Annotated in this window: 24 protein-coding genes; 12 read left to right on the top strand and 12 right to left on the bottom strand. The window is 59.7% G+C overall.

The window, feature by feature from the left end:
* Positions 1–87 precede the first annotated feature (87 nt).
* Entirely contained in the window at positions 88–834 is a 747-nt protein-coding gene (locus tag ACFSDX_RS24680) for an SDR family NAD(P)-dependent oxidoreductase (RefSeq protein ID WP_382318581.1), read from the top strand.
* 191 nt (positions 835–1,025) lie between these two features.
* Positions 1,026–1,604: a Crp/Fnr family transcriptional regulator gene (locus tag ACFSDX_RS24675; protein ID WP_382318579.1), complete on the top strand. Its 579-nt coding sequence runs from the start codon at positions 1,026–1,028 to the stop codon at positions 1,602–1,604.
* Positions 1,605–1,788: 184 nt separating this feature from the next.
* On the opposite strand, the gene ACFSDX_RS24670 is transcribed toward ACFSDX_RS24675, so the two are convergent.
* The 6 genes from ACFSDX_RS24670 to ACFSDX_RS24645 all read right to left on the bottom strand — a co-directional run bounded on the left by ACFSDX_RS24670 (position 1,789) and on the right by ACFSDX_RS24645 (position 5,521).
* Positions 1,789–2,520 carry an SDR family oxidoreductase gene (locus ACFSDX_RS24670; RefSeq protein ID WP_382318577.1) on the bottom strand — a complete coding sequence of 244 codons (732 nt, stop codon included), beginning with the start codon at positions 2,518–2,520 and terminating at the stop codon, positions 1,789–1,791.
* Positions 2,521–2,599: 79 nt separating this feature from the next.
* Entirely contained in the window at positions 2,600–3,493 is an 894-nt protein-coding gene (locus ACFSDX_RS24665; protein ID WP_382318575.1) for a helix-turn-helix domain-containing protein, read from the bottom strand.
* Between the two features lie 144 nt (positions 3,494–3,637).
* Entirely contained in the window at positions 3,638–3,787 is a 150-nt protein-coding gene (locus ACFSDX_RS24660; protein ID WP_382318573.1) for a hypothetical protein, read from the bottom strand.
* Positions 3,771–3,881, bottom strand: coding sequence for a hypothetical protein (locus ACFSDX_RS24655; protein WP_465262263.1), 111 nt, complete (start codon positions 3,879–3,881; stop codon positions 3,771–3,773). Before ACFSDX_RS24655 ends, ACFSDX_RS24660 begins: the two co-directional genes overlap by 17 nt.
* A gap of 22 nt (positions 3,882–3,903) precedes the next feature.
* Positions 3,904–4,836, bottom strand: a complete 933-nt coding sequence (locus tag ACFSDX_RS24650; RefSeq protein WP_382318571.1) for an NAD-dependent epimerase/dehydratase family protein — start codon at positions 4,834–4,836, stop codon at positions 3,904–3,906.
* A gap of 67 nt (positions 4,837–4,903) precedes the next feature.
* Positions 4,904–5,521 carry a Crp/Fnr family transcriptional regulator gene (locus ACFSDX_RS24645; RefSeq protein WP_382318569.1) on the bottom strand — a complete coding sequence of 206 codons (618 nt, stop codon included), beginning with the start codon at positions 5,519–5,521 and terminating at the stop codon, positions 4,904–4,906.
* Positions 5,522–5,767: 246 nt separating this feature from the next.
* On the opposite strand from ACFSDX_RS24645, the gene ACFSDX_RS24640 reads away from it, so the two are divergent.
* Together ACFSDX_RS24640 and ACFSDX_RS24635 are read left to right on the top strand one after the other, a co-directional pair.
* On the top strand, positions 5,768–6,706 hold the full coding sequence (locus ACFSDX_RS24640) for a TIGR01777 family oxidoreductase (protein ID WP_382318567.1): 939 nt from the start codon (positions 5,768–5,770) through the stop codon (positions 6,704–6,706).
* Positions 6,707–6,830: 124 nt separating this feature from the next.
* The gene (locus tag ACFSDX_RS24635; protein ID WP_382318565.1) at positions 6,831–8,051 is read left to right on the top strand and encodes a putative sensor domain DACNV-containing protein; all 1,221 of its coding nucleotides are present in this window, start codon (positions 6,831–6,833) and stop codon (positions 8,049–8,051) included.
* Between the two features lie 303 nt (positions 8,052–8,354).
* Here the strand turns inward: ACFSDX_RS24635 and ACFSDX_RS24630 are convergent, their stop codons facing one another.
* Together ACFSDX_RS24630 and ACFSDX_RS24625 are read right to left on the bottom strand one after the other, a co-directional pair.
* The gene (locus ACFSDX_RS24630; RefSeq protein ID WP_382318563.1) at positions 8,355–10,202 is read right to left on the bottom strand and encodes a discoidin domain-containing protein; all 1,848 of its coding nucleotides are present in this window, start codon (positions 10,200–10,202) and stop codon (positions 8,355–8,357) included.
* Positions 10,203–10,511: 309 nt separating this feature from the next.
* Entirely contained in the window at positions 10,512–11,234 is a 723-nt protein-coding gene (locus tag ACFSDX_RS24625; RefSeq protein ID WP_382318561.1) for a hypothetical protein, read from the bottom strand.
* Positions 11,235–11,570: 336 nt separating this feature from the next.
* Between ACFSDX_RS24625 and ACFSDX_RS24620 the strand changes: the two genes are divergently transcribed.
* Positions 11,571–12,110 carry a GNAT family protein gene (locus tag ACFSDX_RS24620; RefSeq protein WP_382318559.1) on the top strand — a complete coding sequence of 180 codons (540 nt, stop codon included), beginning with the start codon at positions 11,571–11,573 and terminating at the stop codon, positions 12,108–12,110.
* 12 nt (positions 12,111–12,122) lie between these two features.
* Entirely contained in the window at positions 12,123–12,299 is a 177-nt protein-coding gene (locus ACFSDX_RS24615) for a hypothetical protein (protein ID WP_382318557.1), read from the top strand.
* An 86-nt stretch (positions 12,300–12,385) separates the two neighbouring features.
* On the opposite strand, the gene ACFSDX_RS24610 is transcribed toward ACFSDX_RS24615, so the two are convergent.
* A complete protein-coding gene (locus ACFSDX_RS24610) occupies positions 12,386–13,057 on the bottom strand; it encodes a porin family protein (RefSeq protein ID WP_382318555.1) in 672 nt (223 codons plus the stop codon).
* 576 nt (positions 13,058–13,633) lie between these two features.
* On the opposite strand from ACFSDX_RS24610, the gene ACFSDX_RS24605 reads away from it, so the two are divergent.
* Complete coding sequence (locus tag ACFSDX_RS24605; RefSeq protein ID WP_382318553.1) at positions 13,634–15,484, top strand: carboxypeptidase-like regulatory domain-containing protein; 1,851 nt, start codon at positions 13,634–13,636, stop codon at positions 15,482–15,484.
* A gap of 260 nt (positions 15,485–15,744) precedes the next feature.
* On the top strand, positions 15,745–16,560 hold the full coding sequence (locus ACFSDX_RS24600) for a hypothetical protein (protein ID WP_382318551.1): 816 nt from the start codon (positions 15,745–15,747) through the stop codon (positions 16,558–16,560).
* Between the two features lie 134 nt (positions 16,561–16,694).
* Here the strand turns inward: ACFSDX_RS24600 and ACFSDX_RS24595 are convergent, their stop codons facing one another.
* Complete coding sequence (locus tag ACFSDX_RS24595) at positions 16,695–17,471, bottom strand: SGNH/GDSL hydrolase family protein (protein WP_382318549.1); 777 nt, start codon at positions 17,469–17,471, stop codon at positions 16,695–16,697.
* Between the two features lie 301 nt (positions 17,472–17,772).
* Between ACFSDX_RS24595 and ACFSDX_RS24590 the strand changes: the two genes are divergently transcribed.
* Positions 17,773–18,432 (top strand): hypothetical protein, encoded by a 660-nt coding sequence (locus ACFSDX_RS24590; protein WP_382318547.1) that lies wholly within the window; start codon positions 17,773–17,775, stop codon positions 18,430–18,432.
* Positions 18,433–18,778: 346 nt separating this feature from the next.
* Here ACFSDX_RS24590 and ACFSDX_RS24585 read toward each other — a convergent pair whose 3' ends face one another.
* Complete coding sequence (locus tag ACFSDX_RS24585) at positions 18,779–19,570, bottom strand: MBL fold metallo-hydrolase (protein WP_382318754.1); 792 nt, start codon at positions 19,568–19,570, stop codon at positions 18,779–18,781.
* 454 nt (positions 19,571–20,024) lie between these two features.
* On the opposite strand from ACFSDX_RS24585, the gene ACFSDX_RS24580 reads away from it, so the two are divergent.
* Together ACFSDX_RS24580 and ACFSDX_RS24575 are read left to right on the top strand one after the other, a co-directional pair.
* A complete protein-coding gene (locus ACFSDX_RS24580; protein ID WP_382318545.1) occupies positions 20,025–20,579 on the top strand; it encodes a DinB family protein in 555 nt (184 codons plus the stop codon).
* A complete protein-coding gene (locus tag ACFSDX_RS24575) occupies positions 20,579–21,421 on the top strand; it encodes a helix-turn-helix transcriptional regulator (protein WP_382318543.1) in 843 nt (280 codons plus the stop codon). The genes ACFSDX_RS24580 and ACFSDX_RS24575 overlap by 1 nt, the downstream gene beginning before the upstream one ends.
* 93 nt (positions 21,422–21,514) lie before the next feature.
* Here ACFSDX_RS24575 and ACFSDX_RS24570 read toward each other — a convergent pair whose 3' ends face one another.
* On the bottom strand, positions 21,515–21,928 hold the full coding sequence (locus ACFSDX_RS24570) for a nuclease A inhibitor family protein (RefSeq protein ID WP_382318752.1): 414 nt from the start codon (positions 21,926–21,928) through the stop codon (positions 21,515–21,517).
* A gap of 414 nt (positions 21,929–22,342) precedes the next feature.
* Here ACFSDX_RS24570 and ACFSDX_RS24565 point away from each other — a divergent pair, with 414 nt between their 5' ends.
* Positions 22,343–23,575, top strand: a complete 1,233-nt coding sequence (locus tag ACFSDX_RS24565; protein ID WP_382318541.1) for a DNA/RNA non-specific endonuclease — start codon at positions 22,343–22,345, stop codon at positions 23,573–23,575.
* Positions 23,576–23,588: the final 13 nt, after the last annotated feature.

The following is a 23,588-nucleotide window of genomic DNA, read 5'->3' as shown; positions in this document are numbered from 1 at the left end:
ACGAGGTTAGGGCCGGCACCTTTGTGCCGCTATTTCAGCCCCACCAGGCGGCCCCACGAATCCGGTCGCGCTACCCAACAGACCCTCATGCACGCCCAACCCGTCGCCCTCATTACCGGCGCCAACCAAGGCATCGGCCTTCAAATTGCCAAAGACCTCGCCGCGAATGGCTATACCGTGCTGCTGGGTTCGCGCAGTCCACAGAAGGGGGAAACTGCGGCGCAGTCCATCGGCGCGGCGGCCCACGCCGTGCAGCTCGATGTCACGCAGCCGGACTCTATTGCCGCCGCTGCGGCCCACATCCGGCAGACGTTCGGCCGACTCGACGTGCTCGTCAACAACGCCGGCATCGCCGAGGCAGGCCAGCCGGGCCGGTCGGGCGAAGAAATCAGGCGGGACAGCCACGCCAGCATCGCCTCGCTCGATGAGGTACGGGCCGTTTTTGAAACCAACGTCTTCGGGGTTATCGCTATCACGCAGGCCCTATTGCCGCTGCTGCGGGAAGCGCCCGCCGCCCGCATTGTCAACGTCAGCAGCCCGCTTGGCTCCCTGACCTTGAACGCAGACCCAGCCTTTCCCTACCGGCAAGCCTACAGCGTGGTGTATGCCGCCTCGAAAACCGCGCTCAATGCCGTGACGCTGGCCTTCGCCATTGACCTGGAGCAGACCAACATCAAAGTCAACGTGGCCAGTCCGGGCTCCACGAAAACGGCCATGAATCCGGCCGGCACTGATACCGTCGAGCAGGGGGCCCACTACCTGGTGCGCGTGGTCCTGGACGCGGACGAACCGACGGGCACTTTCACGGGGCCAGGGGGGGCGCTTCCTTGGTAGCCGGTACGGCAACGGCTTAGCGTAATTTTTCGCCCCGTTGTAACGAGAACCCCATAGTCGATACCAAACACCCGCCCCTAGGTTGATGTTGAGTTAACCACCCCAGGGAATGTCTACTTTGCCGGGCTGCTACTTCGGGCAACACGGCTCTTCGGCTAGCTTAGGGAGTGCCTCAAAAGACGTGCGTAGCCATGGTTGAAACGTTCCGAAACTACCTGACTTCTAAAGCCGCTTTCACCGACGCCGAGTTGGAGCAGCTGGAAGCGGGGGCGCTAGTTAGAAAGCTCAAGCGACGAGAGTATCTACTGCAAAAAGGCGACGTATGCCGCTACATCGCCTTTGTCGTCAGCGGCTCGCTGCGCCTCTACCGCACCGACGAGGCGGCGATGGAGCACATCCTGCGCTTTGCCATCGAGAACTGGTGGATTACGGAAGCCGAAAGCTTTCGCACCGGCCTTCCGGCGGAAGGCACTATTGAGGCGCTGGAAGACACGCACGTGCTGCTGTGGACGAAAGAAAACTTTGAGCAACTGAAAAGAGAAATCCCCGCCTTCAACACCCTGGAGAACCAGCTAGCGGGCCGCCACTTCGATGCCCAAATCAACCGGCTCTATACCTCCATCAGCCACCCGGCCGAAGCGCGCTACCAGGAGTTTGTGAAGGCGTTCCCCGATTTTTACCAACGGATACCCTTACACATGATTGCCTCTTACTTGGGGGTATCACGCGAAACCCTCAGTCGCATCCGCAAGCACGCCGGGTCTCATTAAGTAGCGCCGTCACTAAGCTGGAGTAGTTGGGCCAAAACGAACGAATGCCAAGCGGCCGACCCAAGTGCCATTAGCGCTGACCGGGCGCAACGGATGCAGCAGGCCACGGCGCGGGCAACTGCCTCTGTGCTGCGACCTGACTTTGCACAGCAGCATTCATCCGGTGCAGTCTACCCGTATTCTGTTACCAGGGGTTTAGGTCTGAGCCTGCTTCTTGACCGAAAAACTGCCCGGTGGGGCCATCCGGCCCGAGCAGTACGGCTTTCGTAACGCGAGCGGCGCCTTCGGCGACGCTGCTATCTCCCAAGTGGTCGGTAAAATCAGTATCCACGTACCCCGGGCACACCAGGTTCACTTTGAAGGGTGTATCGCGCAACTCGTAGGCCAGCGCCACCGTGTAAGCATTCAGGGCCGTTTTGGAGGGCGGGTAGACGGCCCCCTTCACGGTGTAAAATCGCCAGCAGGGGTCGTTTTGGAGCGTCAGCGAGCCCAGCCCCGACGATACGTTCACGATGCGGGGCGCGGGCGACTGCCACAGCAGGTCGCTAAAGACTTGCGTCACCTCGATGGCCCCGAACACGTTGGTGGCGAATACGTTCCGAAACGTGCTGAGGGGCGTAGCCAGAGCCGGCTGCGGATACCCCCCGCTGATGCCAGCGTTGTTGACGAGCACGTCCAACACCGTCGTCTGTCGACCCACGGCTTCTCGGGCGGCCGCGATGGAGGCGCTGTCCGTAACATCCAATTGAACCGGCTCGACGTGGGGGTAGCCCTCGGCCCGAAGCTGGTCAGCGGCTTGTTGGCCGCGTTGCCTATCGCGGCTGCCCAGGTATACATAATACCCGTGCTGCAGGAGCTGCCGGGCCGTTTCGAAGCCAATGCCTTTGTTGGCCCCCGTAAGGAGTGCGGTTTTCATACTGTCTGTTGATCAAGCGATTAACAGCACAAAATTAGCAGCAGGCCTGGGCAGGGCTCTTACCCATTCTCCTGTATTACTAGGACATTTTTCGAGACGGGCGGCTGGTCCGGTACGCGAGTGGGGTCAGGCCCGTTTCGCGCTTGAAGAAGCGGCTGAAGTAGGAAGCCTCCGAAAAGCCGAGCTCGAAGGCGATTTCTTTCAGGGACTGGTCGGAGTATACCAGCAGGCGGCGGGCTTCGAGCACCAGGCGCTCGTGCACGTGTTTGATGGCGGGCTTACCACTTTGCGCTTTTACGATTGCGCTCAGGTGCTTGGCCGGCAGTTGGAGCCGCGTGGCGTAGGCGCTCACCTCGTGCGCGTCGCGAAAGTTTTCTTCCACCTGGGCTTGATACGCTTGGAGCACCCGTTGGTCCGCCGAAGCGTCGGGGCCCGTCAGTTGCTCCGTGTACAGCCGGCTCAGGTAGGTAAGCAGTACGCTCAAGTGGGCGCTCAGCAACTGGTGCTGCCACGCGCCGGCGCGGTGGTGCTCCGCGTCGAGGTTCGCCAAGACCTGCTCCACAAAGGCGGCATCGACCGCGCTCAAGCGCAGCTGGTGCCAGTGGTGGGAGTTCTGGATGAGCGGCAGCTCGCGCAGGGACGCGTTGGACTGCACCGCCAGAAACTCGCGGGTAAAGCCCAGGTAGGTTCCCCACGTCGGAGCCAGCTCCTCATTGACCAGAATCTGGGAGGGGTTCGTGAAGTATAAGGTGTTGTCCTGATGCGTGTAGGGGGTCATGTCCACCCAATGCCGGCCGCTGGTATGCCGGACAAAAAATAGCAGGTAATAGTCCTTGCGGTGCGGGAGCAACATGTACGGTACGGGCACGACCTCGCCTTGCAGGCGCACTAGGGTAAACGAGCGGTTGCCTGTTGCGTCATCTGGCTGGAACAGATGAACGGGGACGGCGGGCGGGCGGTGAAGCGGATGCATGGCCCAAAACTACCGCTTCCGCCGGGTGGTCTCTAGCGCCCGCCCCCACGTGCCCACGTGCGTCTCCTTTAATCTAGTCGGAGGATTTCCCTATTCGTTTATGTATAGCGTGCGGCGGGAGCCAATCTGGAAGTAGTCCATGAGTTAGCGGGTGGACTGCTGGCCCGCCTCGTAGAGTTGCTTGACGGTGGGGGTGCCTTGCACGAGCCCGTTACACTCGTGCTCGGCCAGGGCGCAGAAAATCTGGAATATGAGTTGGCCACCCGGCGAAGTCGTATTAACGGGGCCCTGCAAGAAAATCAGGTGCCGCCCACGGTGGGCTCAGGTCCTCGACTACTTCAATCAGGTGCTTGGTGGAACGGCCCAGCCGGTCGAGCCGCCAAATAATAACTGTGCGGATACCGCAACGTTTAATTTTTCAGAAACCACTCCGCCGTGGCCCGAATGCCCTCTTCGTAGGGGGTCGGCGTGAAGTTGAACGTTTGGTTAAAGCGAGTGGAATCCAGCACGTAGCCGTTTTCGTCCTGGTACATCATTTCGTGCGCCTCTTTCATAAAGGGAATGAACAGGCCCATCAACCCAAATACCCACTTGGGCAGTACCTGCACCTTGCCGCTGCCCTGCATGTACTTCGCCGCCAAAGCGCTGAATTCCTGACCAGTCAGCGTTGGCGAGGCCACTGGCAGTATCCAGGTTTGGTTGAATGCCTCGGGGTGCTGCGCCAGCACGTACAGGGCCCGGCCGATGTCTGGCGTGTAGGTATACGTGCGCGGCACGCGGGCATTGACGGGCCACTGGGGTGTTTGCTTGTTCTTTAAGCGGCTGAACACTAGCGAGCCGGACCAGCTTTTCTCGACCGCGCCCGGCCCGTAAAAATCGGAAGCTTTGGCGATGATGGCCGACAGCCTGCCGCTGTTCATCTCGGCCAACAGCAGTTGCTCGATTTCGACCAGAATCCGGCCTTTCTCGCTCACCGGCCGGGGCGGCGTGTTTTCGGTAATCGCACCCGCGACCCGGCCGTAGGTGTAAAGGCTGTCGAGAAAAATCAGTTGGGCGGACGCGGCTTTGCAGGCGGCAATCACGTTGCGCATAATTACGGGCCAATCGCGCCGCCACACGTTGGCGCTGTATTCCAGACCCACGAGCAGGTACACGATGGTGGAGCCATCCACGGCCAGCCGGGTCTGTTCGGCGTTGAGAAAATCGGCCGCCCGGGTTTCGGCCCCCGCCACTGGCGTGGGGTTGCGCGAAACCAACCGGATTTTTTCGCCGTGCTGTTGCAGCACTGGCAGCAGCTGCGTGGTGATGGTGCCCTTAGCACCCAGGATGGTGTGGAGTCTCATGCGGTTTTAGCGGAAATGGAACGGGGCAAAATTCCGCTTCTCCGCCTCCCCAAAACGATAACAATCGCTAAGAAATGCCGGCCCTACTGCCCCCCGAGGTGCGGTTGCGAATGCGGCTCAAACTCACGGGCGTCACGCCCAGAAAATTGGCGATATAGTGCTGGGGCACCCGCGCCAGGATGTTCGGGTTACCGCTGACCAGCAGGGCTTCGTAGCGCTCGACGGGGCTGAGCAGCAGCAGGCTCACCATGCGCTCTTCCAGGCCCACGGCCAGGTATTCAGCAAACCGTCGCCCCAGCTCCTGCCAGGCCATGCGCTGGCCGAATAAGTCGGTGAGCACGGCGTAGGGAAAGGTCAGGCAGCAGCTCGCACTCAATGCCTCGATAGTGACCAGCGAGGGCCGCCCGGTCAGGCTGCTGAAGTAGGCGCCCATCAGCTGGTCTTCAAAGAAGAAGTAGCTGGTGCGCTCCTCGCCGTCTTTGGTATAATACTGCCGGAACATGCCCTGCACTACAAAGGCCATTTCACCGGCGACGCGGCCCTGCTCGGCAAACACGGCGTGCCGGGCCACGGGCAGCAAGCGCAGGTGGGGCACCAGCAAACGCCAGTCCTCGTCGCTTAGGGAAACAAACTGGGTCAGGTGCTGGCGCAGGCGCAGCGTGGCTTCGGGCAGAGACGGTAGCATGCAGCAACAGGCGATGAAACAGACGTAAACGAGGAGTCCGGCAAGATACTGGTTGCACTGCCTTTTGTGGCGCAGGGAAAGCCCTCTACCGTGGTGGATTCGCCACGTCCGGCCTATTCAGTTACCAGCGTAACAAACCCCACTGATGGCCCATTTCTTAGCGTTTGTTATCGTTCGGGCTTGCCGTTAATCCAGTCCTTTGTAGTGTGTTAGTGCTCTTTCGCGCGCCCCCCAACGCCCTTTCCCATGAACGTCCTTCTCACTGGCGGCACTGGCCTCGTCGGCACCCGTCTGGCCGCCGTGCTCACCGCTGCTGGCCACAACGTCGCCCTGCTGAGCTGCACTCTGGTACCCGACAGCCCCTACCACACGTTTCAGTGGAGCCCCGCCGCCGGCATCATCGACCTGGCCGCCGTACCCTTTGCCGACGCGGTTGTGAACCTGGCCGGCGCCAACGTGGCCGAGGGCAACTGGACGGCCGCCCGCAAACAGGAGCTGCTGACCAGCCGCGTAGACGGTCTGCACCTGCTGCACCGCGAGCTGTCCAAACCGGGGCACCGCGTGCGCGCCGTCGTCTCCGCCTCGGCCATTGGCTTCTACGGCAGCACCGGCGACGCTCTGGTGACAGAAGAGACGCGGCCGGTCGGCCACGACCTGCTGGCCGACCTGACCCGGGACTGGGAGCAAGCCGCCGCCCCCCTCGCCGCCTTGGGCCTGCGGGTCGTCGTGCCCCGCATCGGGGTGGTGCTCAGCACGGCGGGCGGGGCACTGCCGGCCATGGCTGGTCCGGTGAAGCGCGGCTTTGGGGCGCCCCTGGGCAGTGGTCAGCAGTGGGTGTCCTGGATTCACTTAGATGACCTCTGCCGCCTCTTGCTCGCCATGCTGACCGATGACGCCTGGCAGAGCGCTTACAACGCGGTGGCGCCCTGCCCGGTCACCAACGCCGCCTTCACCACGGCACTGGCCGAGGTGCTGCACCGCCCCTTGCTGCCGTCCCGGATTCCTGCCTTCATACTCCAGCTGGCCATGGGCGAGCAGAGCGAACTGGTATTGACCGGCAAGCGCGTGAGTGCGGCTAAAGCTCTGGCCCAGGGTTTCGTCTTCGCGTATCCCGGGCTGCGCGAGGCCCTGCAAGCGTTTTATGCCCCCCGCTCGCCCCGGACCCGCCGCTCGCTCAGCCCGTAGGAGCTGAGGCCCGAAGCGCACGATTGTGAATAGCCGAGTGCGTTGATCGCCGTGCTTTTAACTGCCCCGCCTAGACCGTGCCTTGGATGGGTGACACTCCTTTTTCTTTAGCTTCCCCTTATCGATGACCACCGCCTATTATCCTACTGAAATAGCCCACGCGCTGCGTACGCGCTGGGACCAAACTGAGGGCAGCCCACTGCCTGAGCACACCGTGCTGACCCAATTCCTGTCTATCATTTACCAGGCCAGCCTGCTGCAGGAGGAAGCCCGGCCCGTGGAATGCCACGTCGTGCTTGCCACGGCGGCGCAGCTGACGGCTCCTGGGCAGCTCGCCACCGGTCCTCACGTCATGGCTTTTGGCACGCCCCGCCCCTGGAACGAACAGGAAATCCGGCGGCTCAGTCCGGCGGTGGCGCGCCCCGCGACGCTGCTCGCCGTCCGGCAGAATGAGGCCGGTGAGTTGGTGCTGTGGGGCCTGCTGGTGACGAACACGCCCTGGGACCGGCTCCCTGGCAGCCCAGCGCCCACCGCCGAGGAAGTGCCTTCGGTGCTGGTAGTGCACGTGCAGGGCCCGGGCCTACTGACCTGTTACTGTGGGGCCACCCGCGTGCTGACACTGCGCGCGGGCCGCATCGACGGCCACGGCTTTTTGCAGTTCCCCACCGCCTGGAGCCGGGGGCGCTTCGGGGAGATGATGGCCGCTAATCCCCAACTGGGTCCCGCCGAATTCAACCTCATTGCCTTGCTCGGGCACCATGTGCAGCGCCGGGCGGTGGCGCGGGTGCGGGCCGGGGGCCACGGCGGGCTGCTGGTGTTTGTGCCGCCGGGCGCCGTGGCCGAGTTGCTGGCGCCCAGCGGCTTGTTGCGCCCCAAGCATCCTACCCAGGAGCTGGGCGGGGAAGGGCGGTGCAGCCAGCTCATCCACGCCGTTATTGCGCGGCAACAGGACCTAGGCGATGTAAGTTGGACCTACTACCAACAAGCCCGCGACCCCGCGCTGCGCGCCCTGGCGGTGGCCCTCGACCACTTCGCCGACCTAATGGCCGACCTGATGGCCGTAGACGGGGCGCTGGTGCTAACCCAAAACCTGGAGATAGTAGGCTTCGGGGTCGAGATTCGGGCGCCGCACAGTGCGCTGGATCAGGTCTACCGGGCCCTGGACTTGGAAGGCGAGCACCTGCAGGCCGAGCCCGCCGACCAGGGCGGCACCCGCCACCGGGCCGCCTACCGGCTCTGCGAGGCGGCCCCCGCGTGCCTGGCCGTAGCCGTTTCCCAAGACGGCGGCGTGCAGCTGGTGCACCACAACGCCGGCCGGATTATCTTCTGGAGTCAACTAACTTAATCCGCAGGTATCACCGGCCCGTGTACGCTTCTCTCGATAGGGAGCCAGTTGTGAGTAGAAAAACACCTATTTTCACTACCTGATACTACTCCAATAAAGAGCCCTTATTGGACTATATTAGTTCAGCTTGTCAAATACTTAGAATAAATTTTGAACATGGTAGGGTAAGTTCTCACGGTAGCGCATCGGCCCCCGCTGCTACCCGCCCAAAACGGGGGCGGGTAGCAGCGGGGCACGCAAAAAGCGCTGGCCCAGTACCTGGGCCAGCGCTACGGAAGCGGTTCTTCGCAGGAAGCGCTTTTCTTAGTTCACTTTTTGCACCCGGCCCCGGCGCACTAGTTGGCCGTCTGCTTCAACCGAGAGCACGTAACTGCCGGCTGGGTAGGGCTGCAAGTTAATCGAGAGGCTGGCAGCAGTTTCGGCACCCAGGGCTTCGGTGTGCAGTACCTGGCCCAGGCTATTGGTGAGGTACCAGCGGCCGGCGCGCCCGGTGGACGTTTCCCAGGTCACGGTGGCGCGGTCGGCGGTCGGGTTGGGGTAAAGGCGGAGGGGGGCGGTGCTGGTTGCGGCAGCCTGCACGGCCACTACCGGGCTGTAGGCAAACGTGCCGTCGAGGTCGAGCTGCTTGAGGCGGTAGTAAGCCGTGGCACGGAGCGGGGCCGCGTCGAAGTAGCTGTAAAGGTGCGCATTTTGGGTGGTGCCCCTGCCCGCTACCGTGGCGAGCGTCATAAAGCCCGCGCCATCGGCCGAGCGCTGCACTTCGAAGCCCGCATTGTGCTGTTCGGTGGCCGTGGCCCAATGCACGGCTACGCCCGTGCGCTGCGGCGCGGCGCCAAAGCTGGTGAGCCTGACGGGCAGCGGCTGGAGGGTGCCATTCACCTGAAACTCGTAGAGCGAGTAGCCATTATCTGAAATCGTGGTGCCGCGCTTGGTGCCATTCATTCGCACGTAGCGGCCGGTTACGGGCTTGGCAAACGTGTATTCGTTGAAGTGAAAAGAGTTACCAACCGTGGTAGCGACCGTGGTCCAGGTTGCGGCATCGTCCGACACGTCGATGGTGAAATTGCCGCCGTAGGCCTTTTCCCAAACCAGGTACACCCGCGAGATGGTGGCCGTGCCGCGCAAGTCCACATAAAGGGAGGCATCCTCGCGGCCAGCCGTGCTACCCCAGCGCGTCAGCCGGTCATTATCAAAGGCATAGTTGGGCAGCAGCGTGCCCTGCGTAGAGGAGGCTGCGTTTGGCATAGCCCCGGCTAGGTTCGCCGCGTTGTTAGAGGCGGCAAATACCTCAAACTCATAGAGTGAGTAGCCATACGTGGTGCCGCGGGCAGTGCCATTCAGGCGTACATAGCGGCCGGTTTTGCCCAGGTTAGCGTATTCATTCGACGTCGAGGTATTGCCGGTAACGGTGGCGGCCGTTTGCCACGTGTTGCCATCGTCCGATACATCCAGCGTAAAATCCTTGCCCAAAGCCGCTTCCCACGTCAGGCGGATGCGGTCGATGGTTTGCACCGCGCCCAGGTCCACCGTGATGTACTGCGCGTCGGTGTAGTCACTTTCCCAGCGGGTTTTGCCGTCGCCGTCGAAGGCATTGGCTACCGCTTGCTTGGGATTGGGCGAGGCCGTAGCCGGCTTGCCGAGTGCCAGGTTGGGGGTGGGGTCGTAGGCGTAGAGCGCAAACTCATAGAGCGAGTAGCCGTAGCCCGTGGCCCGGGCGGTACCGTTCATACGCACGTAGCGGCCACTTTTACCCAGGTTGGGGTAGTCGTTGGTGGTCGAGGTGTTGTTCACCACCGTCACGGCCGTTGCCCAGGTGCCGTTTACCACATTGGTCCAGTTCGCATCGCTTGGCGCGGCGGTCACAGTCGAAATATCGAGGGTAAAGTTCTTACCCAAAGCCGTTTCCCACGACAGCCGGATGCGGTCGACAGACTGCACTGAGCCCAGGTCTACTATGATGTACTGCGGGTCGCTGGCGCTACTTTCCCAGCGCGTACCGTTGTTACCATCGAAGGCATTGCCCGCTGCCTGCACTGCCGAGGAGGCGATGGAAGCTTTGCCAAGCGCTAAATTTTGAGCAAATAAGGGACTGCTGACGAGGAACAGAAAGGTTAGCAGCCATAATGTGCGCTGCCCAACGTAGGATTTCATAGTAGAAGAAAATAATAGCTAATCCGCCTTTTCCGAAGGATGCGCAAAATTAATTTCCCTACTATGTCCAAAATCTAGTTAACGCTAAGTTAAGCCATTCGCTGGCTAAATAGGGCCGTTTCGTATGCGGACGCACTTATTAACAGGCCGCCCAATGGTACATACCTACTCAAAGTACTATTTATTATTCAGGTACTACTAGGGCATGAGGACAATCATTCTTGGTCATCTCTCCCGCCCCGCCCCAAGAGGAAGCATCTTTATCCGATAAAGCATAGGCGGGGTAGCCATGGGGTGAGTAAAGGCGTCCTAAAAAATCACCTCTCGCAAGCGGCTGCGGTAGTCAATGGCCTGGTAGACCTGGGCGGGTAAGCGGCCAGGCGGCAGGTGCACGATGGCCCCGCCACCGGTAGGAATACCCGCCTCTTCGAGTAGCACGCGGTAGAGGCTAATCTGTAGCGAGTAGGTGTTGTGCTCATGGTCGGCTAAATCTTGAAACGGCCCCCACATCATGCGCCAGATAGTATCACGGTCGGAGTTGATGGCCTTGTTGGTTTTCCAGTCGAGCACATAAAGCTGCTGCGTGGGTACATGCCAGCCGAGGAAGTCGAGCGTACCGCAGAGGCCCGTGGCCTCATGGAAAACGCGTAACTCCTGCGCTACCGGCAGAAAGTCCTGGAGCCGGCCTTGGTGCAGAGCGAGAAACTTCCGGCAGCGTAGCAGCACTTCCTTATCGTGTTCACAACTGGCGTTAGCATCTTGGTAGTAGGCCTCGATGTACTCGTGCGTCTTAGTGCCTACCCAGTTGCTGCGCTCCCACTCAGTCAGCACCTGCTCGACGGGGAGGCCCCGCTTGGCAGCCGTGCGGGGTGCCTGGGCCTGCGCGTCGAAGGTCTCTTTATATTGCGTAATCCACGTGCTCCAAGACGTGAGCTGGCGCTGGTCGAGGTGGTACTCGTGCAAGTCGGCATTGAAGCGCAGGCGTGGGTCGGCAAACAGTTGAAGGCGTTCGTAAATCCAGTTTGGTATCATGGGGTGGGCGGGCCCGGTGCTGTTGTCAAGCTAGGCAGTAGTTCGTTTTACTGTCGATGACATTCTTCGGAAGGGAGCAGTTCGTGCAGTGGGGCTTGCAGAGCTGGGTTTCTAACCCAAGGCCAGCTACGCTAAGTTAACGCAACACCTATTGACAGTGCGACAGGACTGAGGAGCATTGACTCAGAAGCGATAGCAGTAGTTTCGCAGTTATGTAAGTCCTTAGTTTATCATATCGGCAACTATAAGACACTTCCTCAGGTCTATGAGCTACTGTGTAATAACAGTAAAGTCATTCGCAATCGTATTTTTGCAGATTCACTCTTCTCCCACTTAGTGCTTAGTCGTTCTGCTCCTGGGGTATCTGCCTTCATTGATAAGCTCACCAACTCCATTGAGTTGGCCGCGACGGGAGAGTCTTTTGTCACCATACTAACTCGTCTCACGAGCACGCAACGGCGACAACTCAAGAAAAAGGATTGGCTCTTTAATTGGCCCCGCGAATTAGACACCGAACAGCGCCAGGTCTACAAGTTGACGACTGTTGCCGAGCCCGCGCTCATCCAAGGGCTCATCAGCTTAGAAGTAGACACGGACCATGTCTTTGTATACTTAGTGGAAAGCGCGGTCTTCAATAAAGGCGCGCAGAAGCAGTACCTTGGGGTGGCGGGTAACTTGTTTGCTTGGGCCTGCCGCTTATCCTTCGAGCAAGGCTACGAAGGCTTTGTAGCCTTTGAGGCGAAAACCGCGTTACTCACCCATTATCAGCAGGCGCTCGGCGCCCAGCGGATGGGCCGCGGCCTGCGGATGTATTTGGCAACTAATGCCGCCACCAAACTTGTTACCAGGTACTTTCCCGACCATTCCACTTCTTAATCCTCCCTGACAATGCCGAAGAAACTTGGTTATGAGCCCACTGGAGTCGATTTCGTGGTTGACTCTACCCCGCTGACACCTGAAGAAAAGCAAGCTTTTTCGCAGCTCATTGCCGAACAGCGGCAGCAGCGCCCGCGCCCGGTACGTCGGGCAACTACCACGCCTGCTAAACAACGCGCAACCCTGTGATAACCTTGCAGGTGATACGCAGAAAGCCCAGCCAGAAGGCCGGGCTTTTTCGTGTTCAAAATACGCTGGAATGGTCGCAGTAGCTTCTACTTTCCTAACCCGAGTAAGGTGCCAACAGCAAGCGTAAAACCACTGCTTTTTGCATTGTAGTACGTGCCCATATACTCGCGTTGGTAATAGTCCGTTAAGTCATAGCTATAGCGGGCATTCAAAAAGTAGACATGCCGGCCTTGGTGCCAGGCGAGCTCCCCACCCAATACGGGCGAGAAAAAATCAGTTGGATTGCTAAATCTATTTCGTTTGTCGAAGCTAGGCATGTCGAGTTCCACTTCGCGCACCACTGTTGTTAGGGCCATGCCGCCTTGCAAATGAATGGAAAGCTGTTCCGTAGCTGGCACCTCTACATCCAGTAAGAGGGGAATTTGCAGGCAGTCGATGGTGTAGACGGTTTTGCCAAGAAAAACACCGCCCTTGAAATGGCCACCCTCGCGCAAGTAGTTCAATTCGGCTTGCAGGGAAAGCGGGGCATAAAGTCGTTTACGCAGGATAGCTCCGACCGTGAACCACTGGTCACGCTGTAATTCATCCGCCCCAGGCTGCGTGTGTAGTTTGACTTCCTCACCTTCCATGGTGTAATTGCTGTAACCAGCCCGCACGCCGAAATAAAAAGGGGAAGGACTGTTTTGACCGTGGGCTAGCGTAGGAGCTAATAAGAGGGCTATTCCGCCTAAAATGCTAGTAGGATATAGAAAATTCATAAAGTACTGTAGGATTGAGTAATTACTTGGGAAATATAAGCTGGGCACCTATTCACTAACTAGATAATATCAACCGAGAGTTGAGTCCGCCCTGCGGTATGTGGTGTCTCAACTAGCTTTCCTACTTTAGAAAAATGTGCATAGAGAGACTTTTTAGTGGTCCAGAAAGAAGTGTGAAAAAAGGCCCCAAAACCTTCGTTTTGGGGCCTTTGTATGGGGTAACCAAGTAGTCCACGAAAGACCCGTTTTGTGGACGGCTTAGCCTATTTAGAAATTGATGTGCTTATCGTAGCTTAGGCGCACTGAAGTCTTCTTGTTGAATATGATGGCTCACATAGTTGACTTCTTTATTACGCTCACAGATACCCTGTTTTGCACTAGTGAGTATGCTGCTTTTCACAGTCGTTAAAGTTTCGTTCAACGACTGTGAAATTGAACTGTCAGACTAAGTTGTATTCGACCTTCCCTCTTTTTCAGCTAGTGATATGCAAAAAGCCTAGGCGCGGCATCTACTCTCTCAGAGAAGAGCTTCAGCGGCCTTCCTGTTCTCCCCGCTTACCCCTCGCCCGGAACCCTATGCACCTACTGCTACTACTCACCCTGCTCCTATCACCCTTCCTTGTCAGTGCCCAGTCCGTGACCGTGCGGGGCGTGGTGCGGGCCAAAGTTGACTACTCAGCGCTGGCCGGTGTTACCATTAGGGAGAAGGGGACCGCCCACGGAACCGCGACCGATGTGCGGGGTCGTTTTACGCTGGAGACCACTACGCGCGCGCCCCGGCTAGTGGTCTCGTTCGTAGGCTACATCACCCAAGAGCTCCCCCTACCGAAAAACGCCGATTCGGTAGTGGTCGTACTGCAAGCAGACTCCCGGGCGCTGTCCGAGGTCGTCGTCGTGGGCTACGCGGCCCCCGTAGTTATCCGGAGCGTGAGCGGCTCTGTCGCGACGGTGTCGGGTTTGGCGGGTAGGGTAGCGGGCGTCAAGGTCGAACGCGTCAGCCGCGCGCCCGCCGCACCCCGGGCCGCTGGCAAAGCCACGGCCATGGCTACAACACCGCGGGCTGGCGCGGGCATTCTCACGGCGGGCGAAGTCAACGATTTTAGCAAATGGACCTTGTGGTCGGGCATTGCCCAAACGGACTTACGCGACTGGCGCCAGCACTGGCAGCTCAGCCCCCAGGACCGATATGCGGTGCAGCTCGTGACGGACGAGGGCTTTCCCGTGGTCGGGGCCACCGTGCTGCTGAAAGACCGCCGCGATTCGCTACTCTGGCAAGCGCAGAGTGACAACACCGGCAAATGCGAACTCTGGAACAACCTGTTTACGGCGGCCGCCGCCACGGAAGTCGGCACCTTGCAAGCGCTCGTGGCGGGCAAAATGTATACGGTGCGCCGCCCCACGCGCTTTCACGACGGGCTCAATCTCATCCGGGTCCCACAGCCGTGTGGGACCCCGTCGGTGGTAGATATCGCCTTTGTAGTGGATGCCACCTCCTCCATGGGCGACGAAATCCAGTACCTGCAAGCGGAGCTCCAGGATGTCATCGCCCACGCCAAGGACTCGCTAGCGTCAACCACGCTCAACCTGGGCAGCGTCTTCTACCGGGATGCCGGCGACGAGTACGTGACGCGAACAAGCAACCTTAGCCCGAACGTTGCTCAAACCCTGGCTTTTATCGGCCAGCAGCAGGCCGGCGGCGGCGGGGACATGCCCGAAGCGGTCGACCAAGCCCTGACCGTAGCCCTGAATGACTTGACGTGGAGCAGCCAAGCCAAGGCTCGGCTCTTATTTCTGATTCTCGATGCCCCGCCGCATGAAAATCCGCTGGTGCTGGCCTCGCTGCAACGCGCTATCCGCCAAGCGGCCGCCAAAGGCATTCGAATCATTCCCATTACGGCCAGCGGCATCGACAAAAGCACGGAATACCTGATGCGCTCGCTGGCCCTGGCTACCAATGGCACCTACGTGTTCCTGACCGATGAGAGCGGCGTAGGCAACGCCCACCTCAAACCAACGACGGACAAGTTTGACGTGGAGCTTCTCAATACGCTACTGGTAAAGCTCATTGCCAAGTATGCCTACACGGCCGACTGCCAGACGACCAGTACTCGTCCAGCGCGCACGCTCGCCGGCCACTACCAGCAGGTAGCGGACACAACCGCAGGGGCTGCCAAGCCCCGGCGACGCAGCAAAGACTACGCCTGGAAGTGTTATCCCAATCCGACGCCGGATGAGTTACACGTGGAGCTGGCAGGCGAGGTGCCCGAACTCTTTATCACCGATGTGACGGGCAAGCTCGTGTTGCGCGCAGTGCCCGCGCATCATCGCGCCACCATCCAGCTCAGCAACGTTGCTACGGGCATCTACTTCTTGCGCTTCTTCACGGGCCACCACTGGGAACAAGCCAAATTCCTCGTCAGTAGGTAGGCACTTAGCGGCTATCAGGACCAAGCAGTCTATCAGCTAGCACCTCCCCCTTACCAAAGTAGCCCGCGCGCGCGGCGGGGTGGATGGCCAAAAAGCACCACTATTTTGAGGCTGGTCCGAGAACGCCGATTATGTTCAACCGAAAGTAGTTTTGCCAGTAGGTGCTACCCGTAGGGCTTGGCTTACTCGCGTTCTCCTTAGTCCCTCTAGCCTGCTGCCACGCGGCCAAGGGCTAGCCCTGCTTTTCCGCTATCCGGCCGATGACTACCCTACGCCAGCCCGCGCTCCACGACCTGATTGAAGCGGCCTATGTCCTCTTCGCACCGTATACCCTAGGCGCCACCTTCTGCGTCTGTAAGGCGTGCTGCGTGAGCGACGCGCAGGAACAGGCGCTCTTACGTACCCCGTTGCGGCACGTCTCCTGGCAGGTGTTGAGCGATGGCCTCTTCGTCTTGGCGCAAGATCACTCCGACCAAGAGCGCTGGGAGATGAAGCATTTTTTGCCCCGCGTACTGGAGCTGGCCACGCAGTTTGAGTTCCCCGTCCATAGTGTGGAAATCACCTTCTCCCGGCTCGACTTGGACCAGCCCGCCCACTGGCCCGCAGCCGAGCGGCAGCTGCTCGCCACTTTTGCCCGCACCTACTTCGAGGCGTGCCTAACGCTTAATCCCTTACCGGAGGGTAATCAGCTTACCGATATCTTACTCATGTTTGGCCTCGCTCACTTCGAGCTGACGCCCTTACTACACAGCTGGGCGACGGCCAACTCCCCCACCAGTCTAGCCCACCTGGCGGACTTGTTACTAGACGAGCTAGACGATACCCCCCCGAAAGCCCTGAAGTTGCGCAATCCTTTTTCCACCCCCCACGTGGACCAGCAGCTCCGGGCTTGGTTAAGCGACCAAGATGTACGGGCGACCTTGGTAGCGCAAGTGGAGCAGGCCCTTCTTCACCAGCAGGTACCCGACGAGGAGGCGACGCGCCTTAGTTGGGCCTATGACGTGCTGACCCACGGCCTATCACCTACCCAACCGATTGCTTCCGCAACAGTCCCACCTAACCAGAAAGGTGGTTAGCTTCTTATACCGGCTATTTTACAAGTAGTAGTCCGTGGACTACTACTTGTAAAAGGCTTCTCCTACGCCTCTTAGGGCCGCATCCTAGTTGGCTACCCTCGTGTGTGCCTCCCGCGCTGGCACGGCGAGGGCATCTACCACTGCGCTCGGTATTTGCGCAGAAACGGCAGGCGGGTACTCACTTGCTTGAGCCACTCCCGAGCCAACAGCTCATGGGCAAACGCGGTGGGGTGAATACCATCCCACACCCAGTAAGCGATGGGTTTGCGGCGGGCGGCCCGCTCTAGCACGGCGGGGTAGTCGACCAGTACCGCGGTGAACTCGGCCGCGAGCTGACGTACTACCGTTTGGCGCGCCGTCAGGGCCGCCTGCCACTGCGCCCAGTTGGCTTGGCAGCGGCCGATCGGGTAGGCAAAGGGCACCCCCAGGACGAAGAGGGTGGTAGGGTTTTGCGCCTTGCTCGCCGTCAACAGGGCCCGGTAGTGGTGCTCAAAGTCGGCTACCGTCCCGGCCTGGGCGGGCTGGTTAACGGCCTGGTCGATGTCGTTGATGCCCACCAAGAGGCTGAGCACGTCTGGCTGCAGGGCGAGCGCGTCGGGGGCCCAGCGCTGCTGCAGGTCACTGACTTTGTCGCCGCTGGTGCCGCGGTTGTAAAACACGGGGTCTTGGGCCGCGAAATCGGCTCCTATCCGGCTGGCGATGGCAAAGGCATACCCGTGCCCGAGCACGTGGTTGGGATCGGGCGAGCGGCCGCGGTTGCCATCCGTGATGGAGTCGCCTTGGAAGAGGAACACCAAGCCGGAGGCAGGCAGCGGGCCAGCGGCGGCGGCCCAGGTGGGGAGCAGCGCCCCCACCCCCGTAGCGAGGGCGGACGCAGTTACAAAGCGGCGGCGGCTCAGAAACGGGCGCATAGGAGGGCAAGCGGAGCGGGCGTAAGCGCTGGCTCAAAGATGCATCCGAACTAAGGTTGTGGGACTAGCCCGCCGCTGAGCGCACTGTTATCGCTTAGTTCAGAAAATGACGCTTGGCTGATATCCCTGCTGCTAAACAATAAGAATGCTTCTCGGACAAGTCTGGGAATCAGTGCCAGTTTGGACTTCTAATAATTTGCTTCTTAAACCAGTACTTAGCTAGGGCTACGTATTCTTTTTAGAACTGTATTTTATCTTATCCCGCACCTTCGCTAGATTCCGGCCTTACTTTGTTTGCGGCGTGCATAGCATCATCAATGCGTATTATTACCGTATGCTAACAATCAGTAAGAAGGCCAGTTATCTACTATTTATACTATTTGCGGGTGGCGTATTAATTTCTTGTGGCAAGAAAGACCCGGAGCCCGAAACACCGGGTTTTCGCCTTTTCACTAAACAACTGGAAATCACGGACGCCGCCGTCAAAGCAAATTTTTTGAAGCGGTCGACGGCCATGTTTCAGACGGTGTCCGCTATCGGCCCCACCGACAAAATCGTTTTTATAAAGCCCGATACGGCGAAGTTCACTTCCTACTACTCTTTCCACTATTCCGTAATGAAGAAGGGTAATCAATACTTATTCTATTCACCGCCGGTAGTGCAGGTTGCGTATAATACAGAGTTAATTAGGGATATGCAAAAATACACGGCCCCCAAGGTGCCAGTGCCGGGCTATCTGGATATTGCCTATGTAACCCAAGAAGTTCGAGTGGGGTACGGCGACACCAAGCAACTGGAAATGCCCTACATCCAATACTATTGGAAACGGGCTGCTGTTGCTATAAGAGGCCCGTACAAAGGGGTTATATTCAACGAATTGAATGATGGCGTTGCCTCTAATATGATAGGACTGGATACGCTAGCTGTGAAAACAGGTAGTATATCTGTGCCTGTGCAGTAGCATGAGCCGCAGACTAAGCCTTTTTCGGCGCGGGCTTCTTCAGGCTGAACAGCTTGTAGAGTAGGTACAGCACCACCAAGCCGGCCGCCGTGTCGCCCAGCGTGGTGAACCCCCTCGCTGCTATAAGAAGGCCCAGTGGCGAATGAGAGGCATGGCCATGAAAGAATATTGGTTCAACGAAATGGTCGTCTAGGTGAACAAGCGGAAAACTTACTCGTAGGCCGAACTTACTCCCTCCTCTGGGTGCCTTTCGCCGAGTAGCACTTGAAGGCTATTTAATCGTAGGAAAACAGGGTTTGCTAAGCCAGCTACTTAGCAAACCCTGTTTTCCTTATGGCGTTCCTACTTACTGGGCCGATGGGTACCAGTTGCGCAGCCGCACGTCGATTTTCTTATTGGCTGCGTTCACCGTTTTCTGGAAGGCGGCTACGTCGCTTAGGCCATTCTGACCCCGGTAATGGTAGGGGTAGACGATACCCGGCTTGAAGGCCAGCACCGCCTGCGCGGCCTGGTTCACATCCATGGTATAGGGCAGGTTCATGCACACGAAGGCCACGTCGATGTTCTTCAGGGCGCGCATTTCGGCAATGTCCTCGGTATCGCCGGAGAGATAGACGCGTTTGCCGCCCAGCGTTAGCACATAGCCGTTGCCCCGACCCTTGGGGTGCGGCGCGTCGGCCGCTTCGGGCAGGTTGTACATCGGGATAGCGGATACGCGCAAGCCCAGCGTGTCAAGCTGCTGGCCATTGCGTAAAATGCGGACTTGTGGCTTGTATTCGGCGGGTAGCTTCTCCGCCACGGCTGGGGGCACTATCATGACTGCCTTGCCTACCGAGAGGCCGGCCAAGGTCTTCGGGTCGAGGTGGTCGCCGTGGATATCGGTGATCAGAATGACATCCGGTGCGGTCAGGCCGGTATAGCTCGCGGCTCCGCCGTAAGGGTCGATGTAGATGGTTTTGCCGTTCCAGGTCAACACCACACTGCCGTGGGTGATGGGCTGCACCGTGAGCGGGCCTTTACTGGTGGCAATCTGGTCGGCGGCCGCGCGCGGCGTACTGGTGGCGGGTGGGGCAGTTTGGGCCGGAGCTTGCAGCGCAAAAGCCGCCAGTGCAGCCGTGAGCAGGAAGGATTTCATCAGGTTTCTGCTGGTTGAAAATGGATAGGAGCGGGTATTGTTACTGGGCGCGCGCTAGACGCCCCGAAAACTGGGCCTATAACCTAGCTGCCCCACGCAAGTTCGGGCTAGCTAGCCGCTAAGCTGCGCTGGCCGGATGGTGGCGGTAGAAGACGGCCAAATCCGCTTGCGTCAAGCAGCGAGGAAGCCGTAGGGGCTCAGAAAATACCGCCCAACGTTAGCACCAGCTGAACCCACTTCTTGACCCGGCAAAAATGGGATTTGCCAGCTGGTGGCTGGGGTAGGAGAGGGGTATCACAATTGCGCACCTTTCGGAGCCAGGTAAATTATCAAATTGGCCGGTATACTGTATACTACTCCAGCTTGAACGTTTCGCCCTACTTTTTGGCCTTCCGCCCCCATCTTGCACTCCTAGACGATGAGGAACTTTGCAGCATAATTTTCCCCTAAGCACTTCATGGACCCAACAATTGAACACCTGAGTCGACAATTTGCGCTGCTCACCGACTGGTACCTCTCAGTACTGGACGGCATGGCTCCCATTGACGGGAGCCGCGTGGTGAGCGCCCACACGAACAGCTTGGAGTGGCTGGCCGGTCACCTGCTGGTCACCCGCAACCGCAATATCACCCGCCTAGGCGGCGTGGCGCTGGAACTACCCGGCGCGGATAATTACGTGGATGCCACCGCCGCTGCGCCCGGCTTTCGGCCCTTCGACCCACAGCGCACCTACCCCAGTCTAGCCACCTGCGCCGCCGCATGGCAGCCGGTATCGGCCGTTTTCCTGGCTACGCTGGCAGCCGCCGATGAGCGCACCCGGGGGGGCGTCATCCCGCTGAGCGGCCCCACCGGTGGCAACACGGTAGAAGACCTACTGGTGGCGGCCGTGCTACACGAGTCGTTTCACATCGGGCAGATGAGCGTGCTGCGCAAGGCCTTCGGCTACCCGGCTATGTACTGGTTCCGGCGGCCGGCGCAGACTCCGGCCCGACAGCTACCCGCCACCGCCTAATGGCCCCCGCGCGCTCCGAAGCCACCCTCACGCTACTGCGCTATTGCACGGCCACCCCCGTCGCCCGCGCCCGCATACAGCTGCCGCAGCATATGTTCACGTTCCTGCTGGAAGGCGAGAAAGTGGTGCAATTCGCCGGTGCGCGGGTCACGGTCCACCCGTCGCAGCTGGTGCTCCTGGGGGCCGGCAACTGCCTGATGAGTGAGAAAGCGGCCACACCGGGCGGCAGCTACCACAGCTTGCTGCTCCTCTTCGACCCGGCGTTGCTACGCGATTTTTTCAGCCGTCACGCCGCCTGGCTCGGCCGGACCGATGCCGCGCCGAGCGCCGGGCCGCCGCTGCTGCTGCTGGAGGCCGACGAGTTTTTGCGGGCCTACGTGCGGACGCTCGATTGCTTGCTCCCGCCCGCAGGGGGCACGGTGCCCTACCCGCTACTGCAAGCCAAGCTGGAGGAATTGCTGGTGTACCTAGCCCTGTACCAGCCAGGGCAGCTGGCGGCCCTACGCCACCTGGGCCAGATGGGCAGCGAGGAGCTGCGGGTGCGCGAGGCCGTCACGGCCCAATTAGTCGGCCCCGGTCCAGTGAGCGTGGCGGAGTTGGCCTTTCTCTGCCACATGAGCGCGTCTACCTTCAAACGCCGGTTTGCCCAGCTCTACGGCAGCAGTCCTGGCCGCTGGCTGCTGCACCGGCGCATGGAGCAGGCCGCTCGCCAACTGCGGCCGGCGGGTCGCCCAGTGGGGGAGGTAGCGGCCGAGCTGGGCTACGAAGACTTGTCGAGCTTCATCCAGGCCTTCAAACAGGTACACGGCCGTACGCCCAAACAGTACCAGTTGGCGGGATAGCCTACTCCTCGTGGCTGCGCTCGCGGTTGTGCTCAAGTAGGTCGCTAAAGATATTCAGTACCGACAGGGGGGCGTAATGGCCATTGGCTGCCTTCACGTCTCAATCAAAAGGGTCTTAAAGCCGAGTAGTTGACCAGCTTCCGATTCACCTAGGGCATAAGCACGAATACGCGGCTCGTCGCCTACCCGGTATACCTGTGCCGCCTGCAGGTGCTGCTCCATAAAAGCCTGTAGGGCTTGGTACTGCGCGACAACTGGCTGCCGGTCTGGGCGCTCGGTGACAGCGGTGTGATTGCGTAGAAAATAAGCCAGCGTAACGACGCGAGTTGGGACATCCGCCGGTTCACCCAAAGCTTGCAGAAGCGCCGCATTAGGTAAGCTGCCCGCCGGCCGGGTGTAATTGACGACTTCAAGCGGTGCGTCCGATTCACTCATAAATAGGAGCCCAGCTGTCAAGCGCTGTAGTTCGGGCAGCAGGTCAGGCAAGGGAGGGGAGGCGAGAGGCATCACGGAAGGAATAGGAGAAAAACGCGAAGTCGCATTTCTTAATGGTTATTTAACAACTGCCTAGACGAAGGAATTCAGCCAGTGAATACGCTACTCCTATCACTACGCAACCCGGAGGCTAGCTTACTAAAGCAGAAAGCGTACGCGCACTCGCCGCGGTAGTTGTGCTAGTAAACTAGGTGCTACCAACTGCAACCGGTTAATCAGCCACCCGGTTGTCTGATGCGGGGAAGCAATTGAATTGCTAGTAGTTGGGGCTAGAGTGACTGCTAACTTTACTGGGTATTATACAATACAAGTGCACTAATATATAGACACTTGACCATTCAAACCCCTTGTATGAGGAACACCTTACTTCGCTACTATTATCTGCTGCTTGTAATCCCCCTGCTAGGATTACATCCCACCCGGAGCGTGGCTCAGACCACGAGTGAATCCTTCGATACCGGGACCAAGACGGACTACACCCCGGGGACCGTTACCCTGCCCACGGGCACCTGGGACTTTACGGATGCGCTGCTCGGAACGGAGGTTAACGACCACAAGAACGGTGCCCAGGCAGTACGCCTGCAGCAGGCTGGCACGCTCACCATGGACTTCTTCGTGGCAACCGGCGCGGCGACCGTCACGGTGCAGCACGCCAGCTACGGCACCGACGGCAGCAGCAGCTGGGAGCTGTGGGCGCAGTCGGAAGCGTGCGCTTGCACCAAGTGGACGAAGGTGGGCGCCACGGTACTGACCTCCTCGCCGATACTGCAAGCGGCGTCCTTCACCGTCAACATCCCGGGCAAAGTCCGGTTTGAAATCCGCAAGACGTCGGGGGGCAAAGCCCGACTCGACATCGACGATTTTACGGTAGCGGCCTACGGCATAGTTCTGCCCTCGCTCGATAACAGCCACCTGGCCCTAGGTAACCCCAGTGGCGCGGTCACGGACGTGTCGATGCCCAACAACTATTTGCTCGACAAGCCGCAGTACGCGGTGAGCTACAGCCGCGACCAGGGCAAGCCCAACTGGGTGAGCTGGCACCTCGACCTCTCGGACCGCGGCTCGCAGGACCGACTAGATAATTTCCGGGCCGACCCAACGCTACCCGCCGACTGGTACCACGTGACCGAATTCAGCTACCAGGGCTCGGGCTTCGACCGCGGCCACAATTGCCCTTCGGCCGACCGCACGGCCAGCCTGGAGGATAACTCGGCTACGTTCTTGATGACCAATATGATGCCCCAGGCGCCGCAGAACAACCAGCAAACCTGGGCCAGCCTGGAAAACTACACCCGCACAGTCCTGGCCAGCGGCAACGAGGCGTACATCATCTGTGGCTCGTACGGAGTGGGCGGCTCGGGCTCGAACGGCGGCGTAACTACTACCATCGATGCCGGCCGCGTGACCGTGCCCAACCGCTGCTGGAAAGTAGTGGTGATTTTGCCGGTGGGCGACAACGACGTATCGCGCATTAATGCCAACACCCGCATCATCGCCATCGACACGCCCAACGTCAACGCGATAAACCCCGATTGGGGCCTCTACCGCACCAGCATAGACGCCATCGAGGCCGCCACGGGCCTGGATATCCTCTCCAACCTGCCGCTGGAGGTGCAATCGACCGTGGAGTCGAAAACCGACGGCGGGCCGGTGAGCTAGGCGGTGCGCCTCC

The organism is Hymenobacter bucti (genome assembly GCF_042681145.1).
In the GTDB taxonomy this organism is placed as follows: Bacteria; Bacteroidota; Bacteroidia; order Cytophagales; family Hymenobacteraceae; genus Hymenobacter; species Hymenobacter bucti.
Note: the sequence above shows the minus strand (reverse complement) of the source record. Positions and strands in the feature narration are given on the sequence as shown.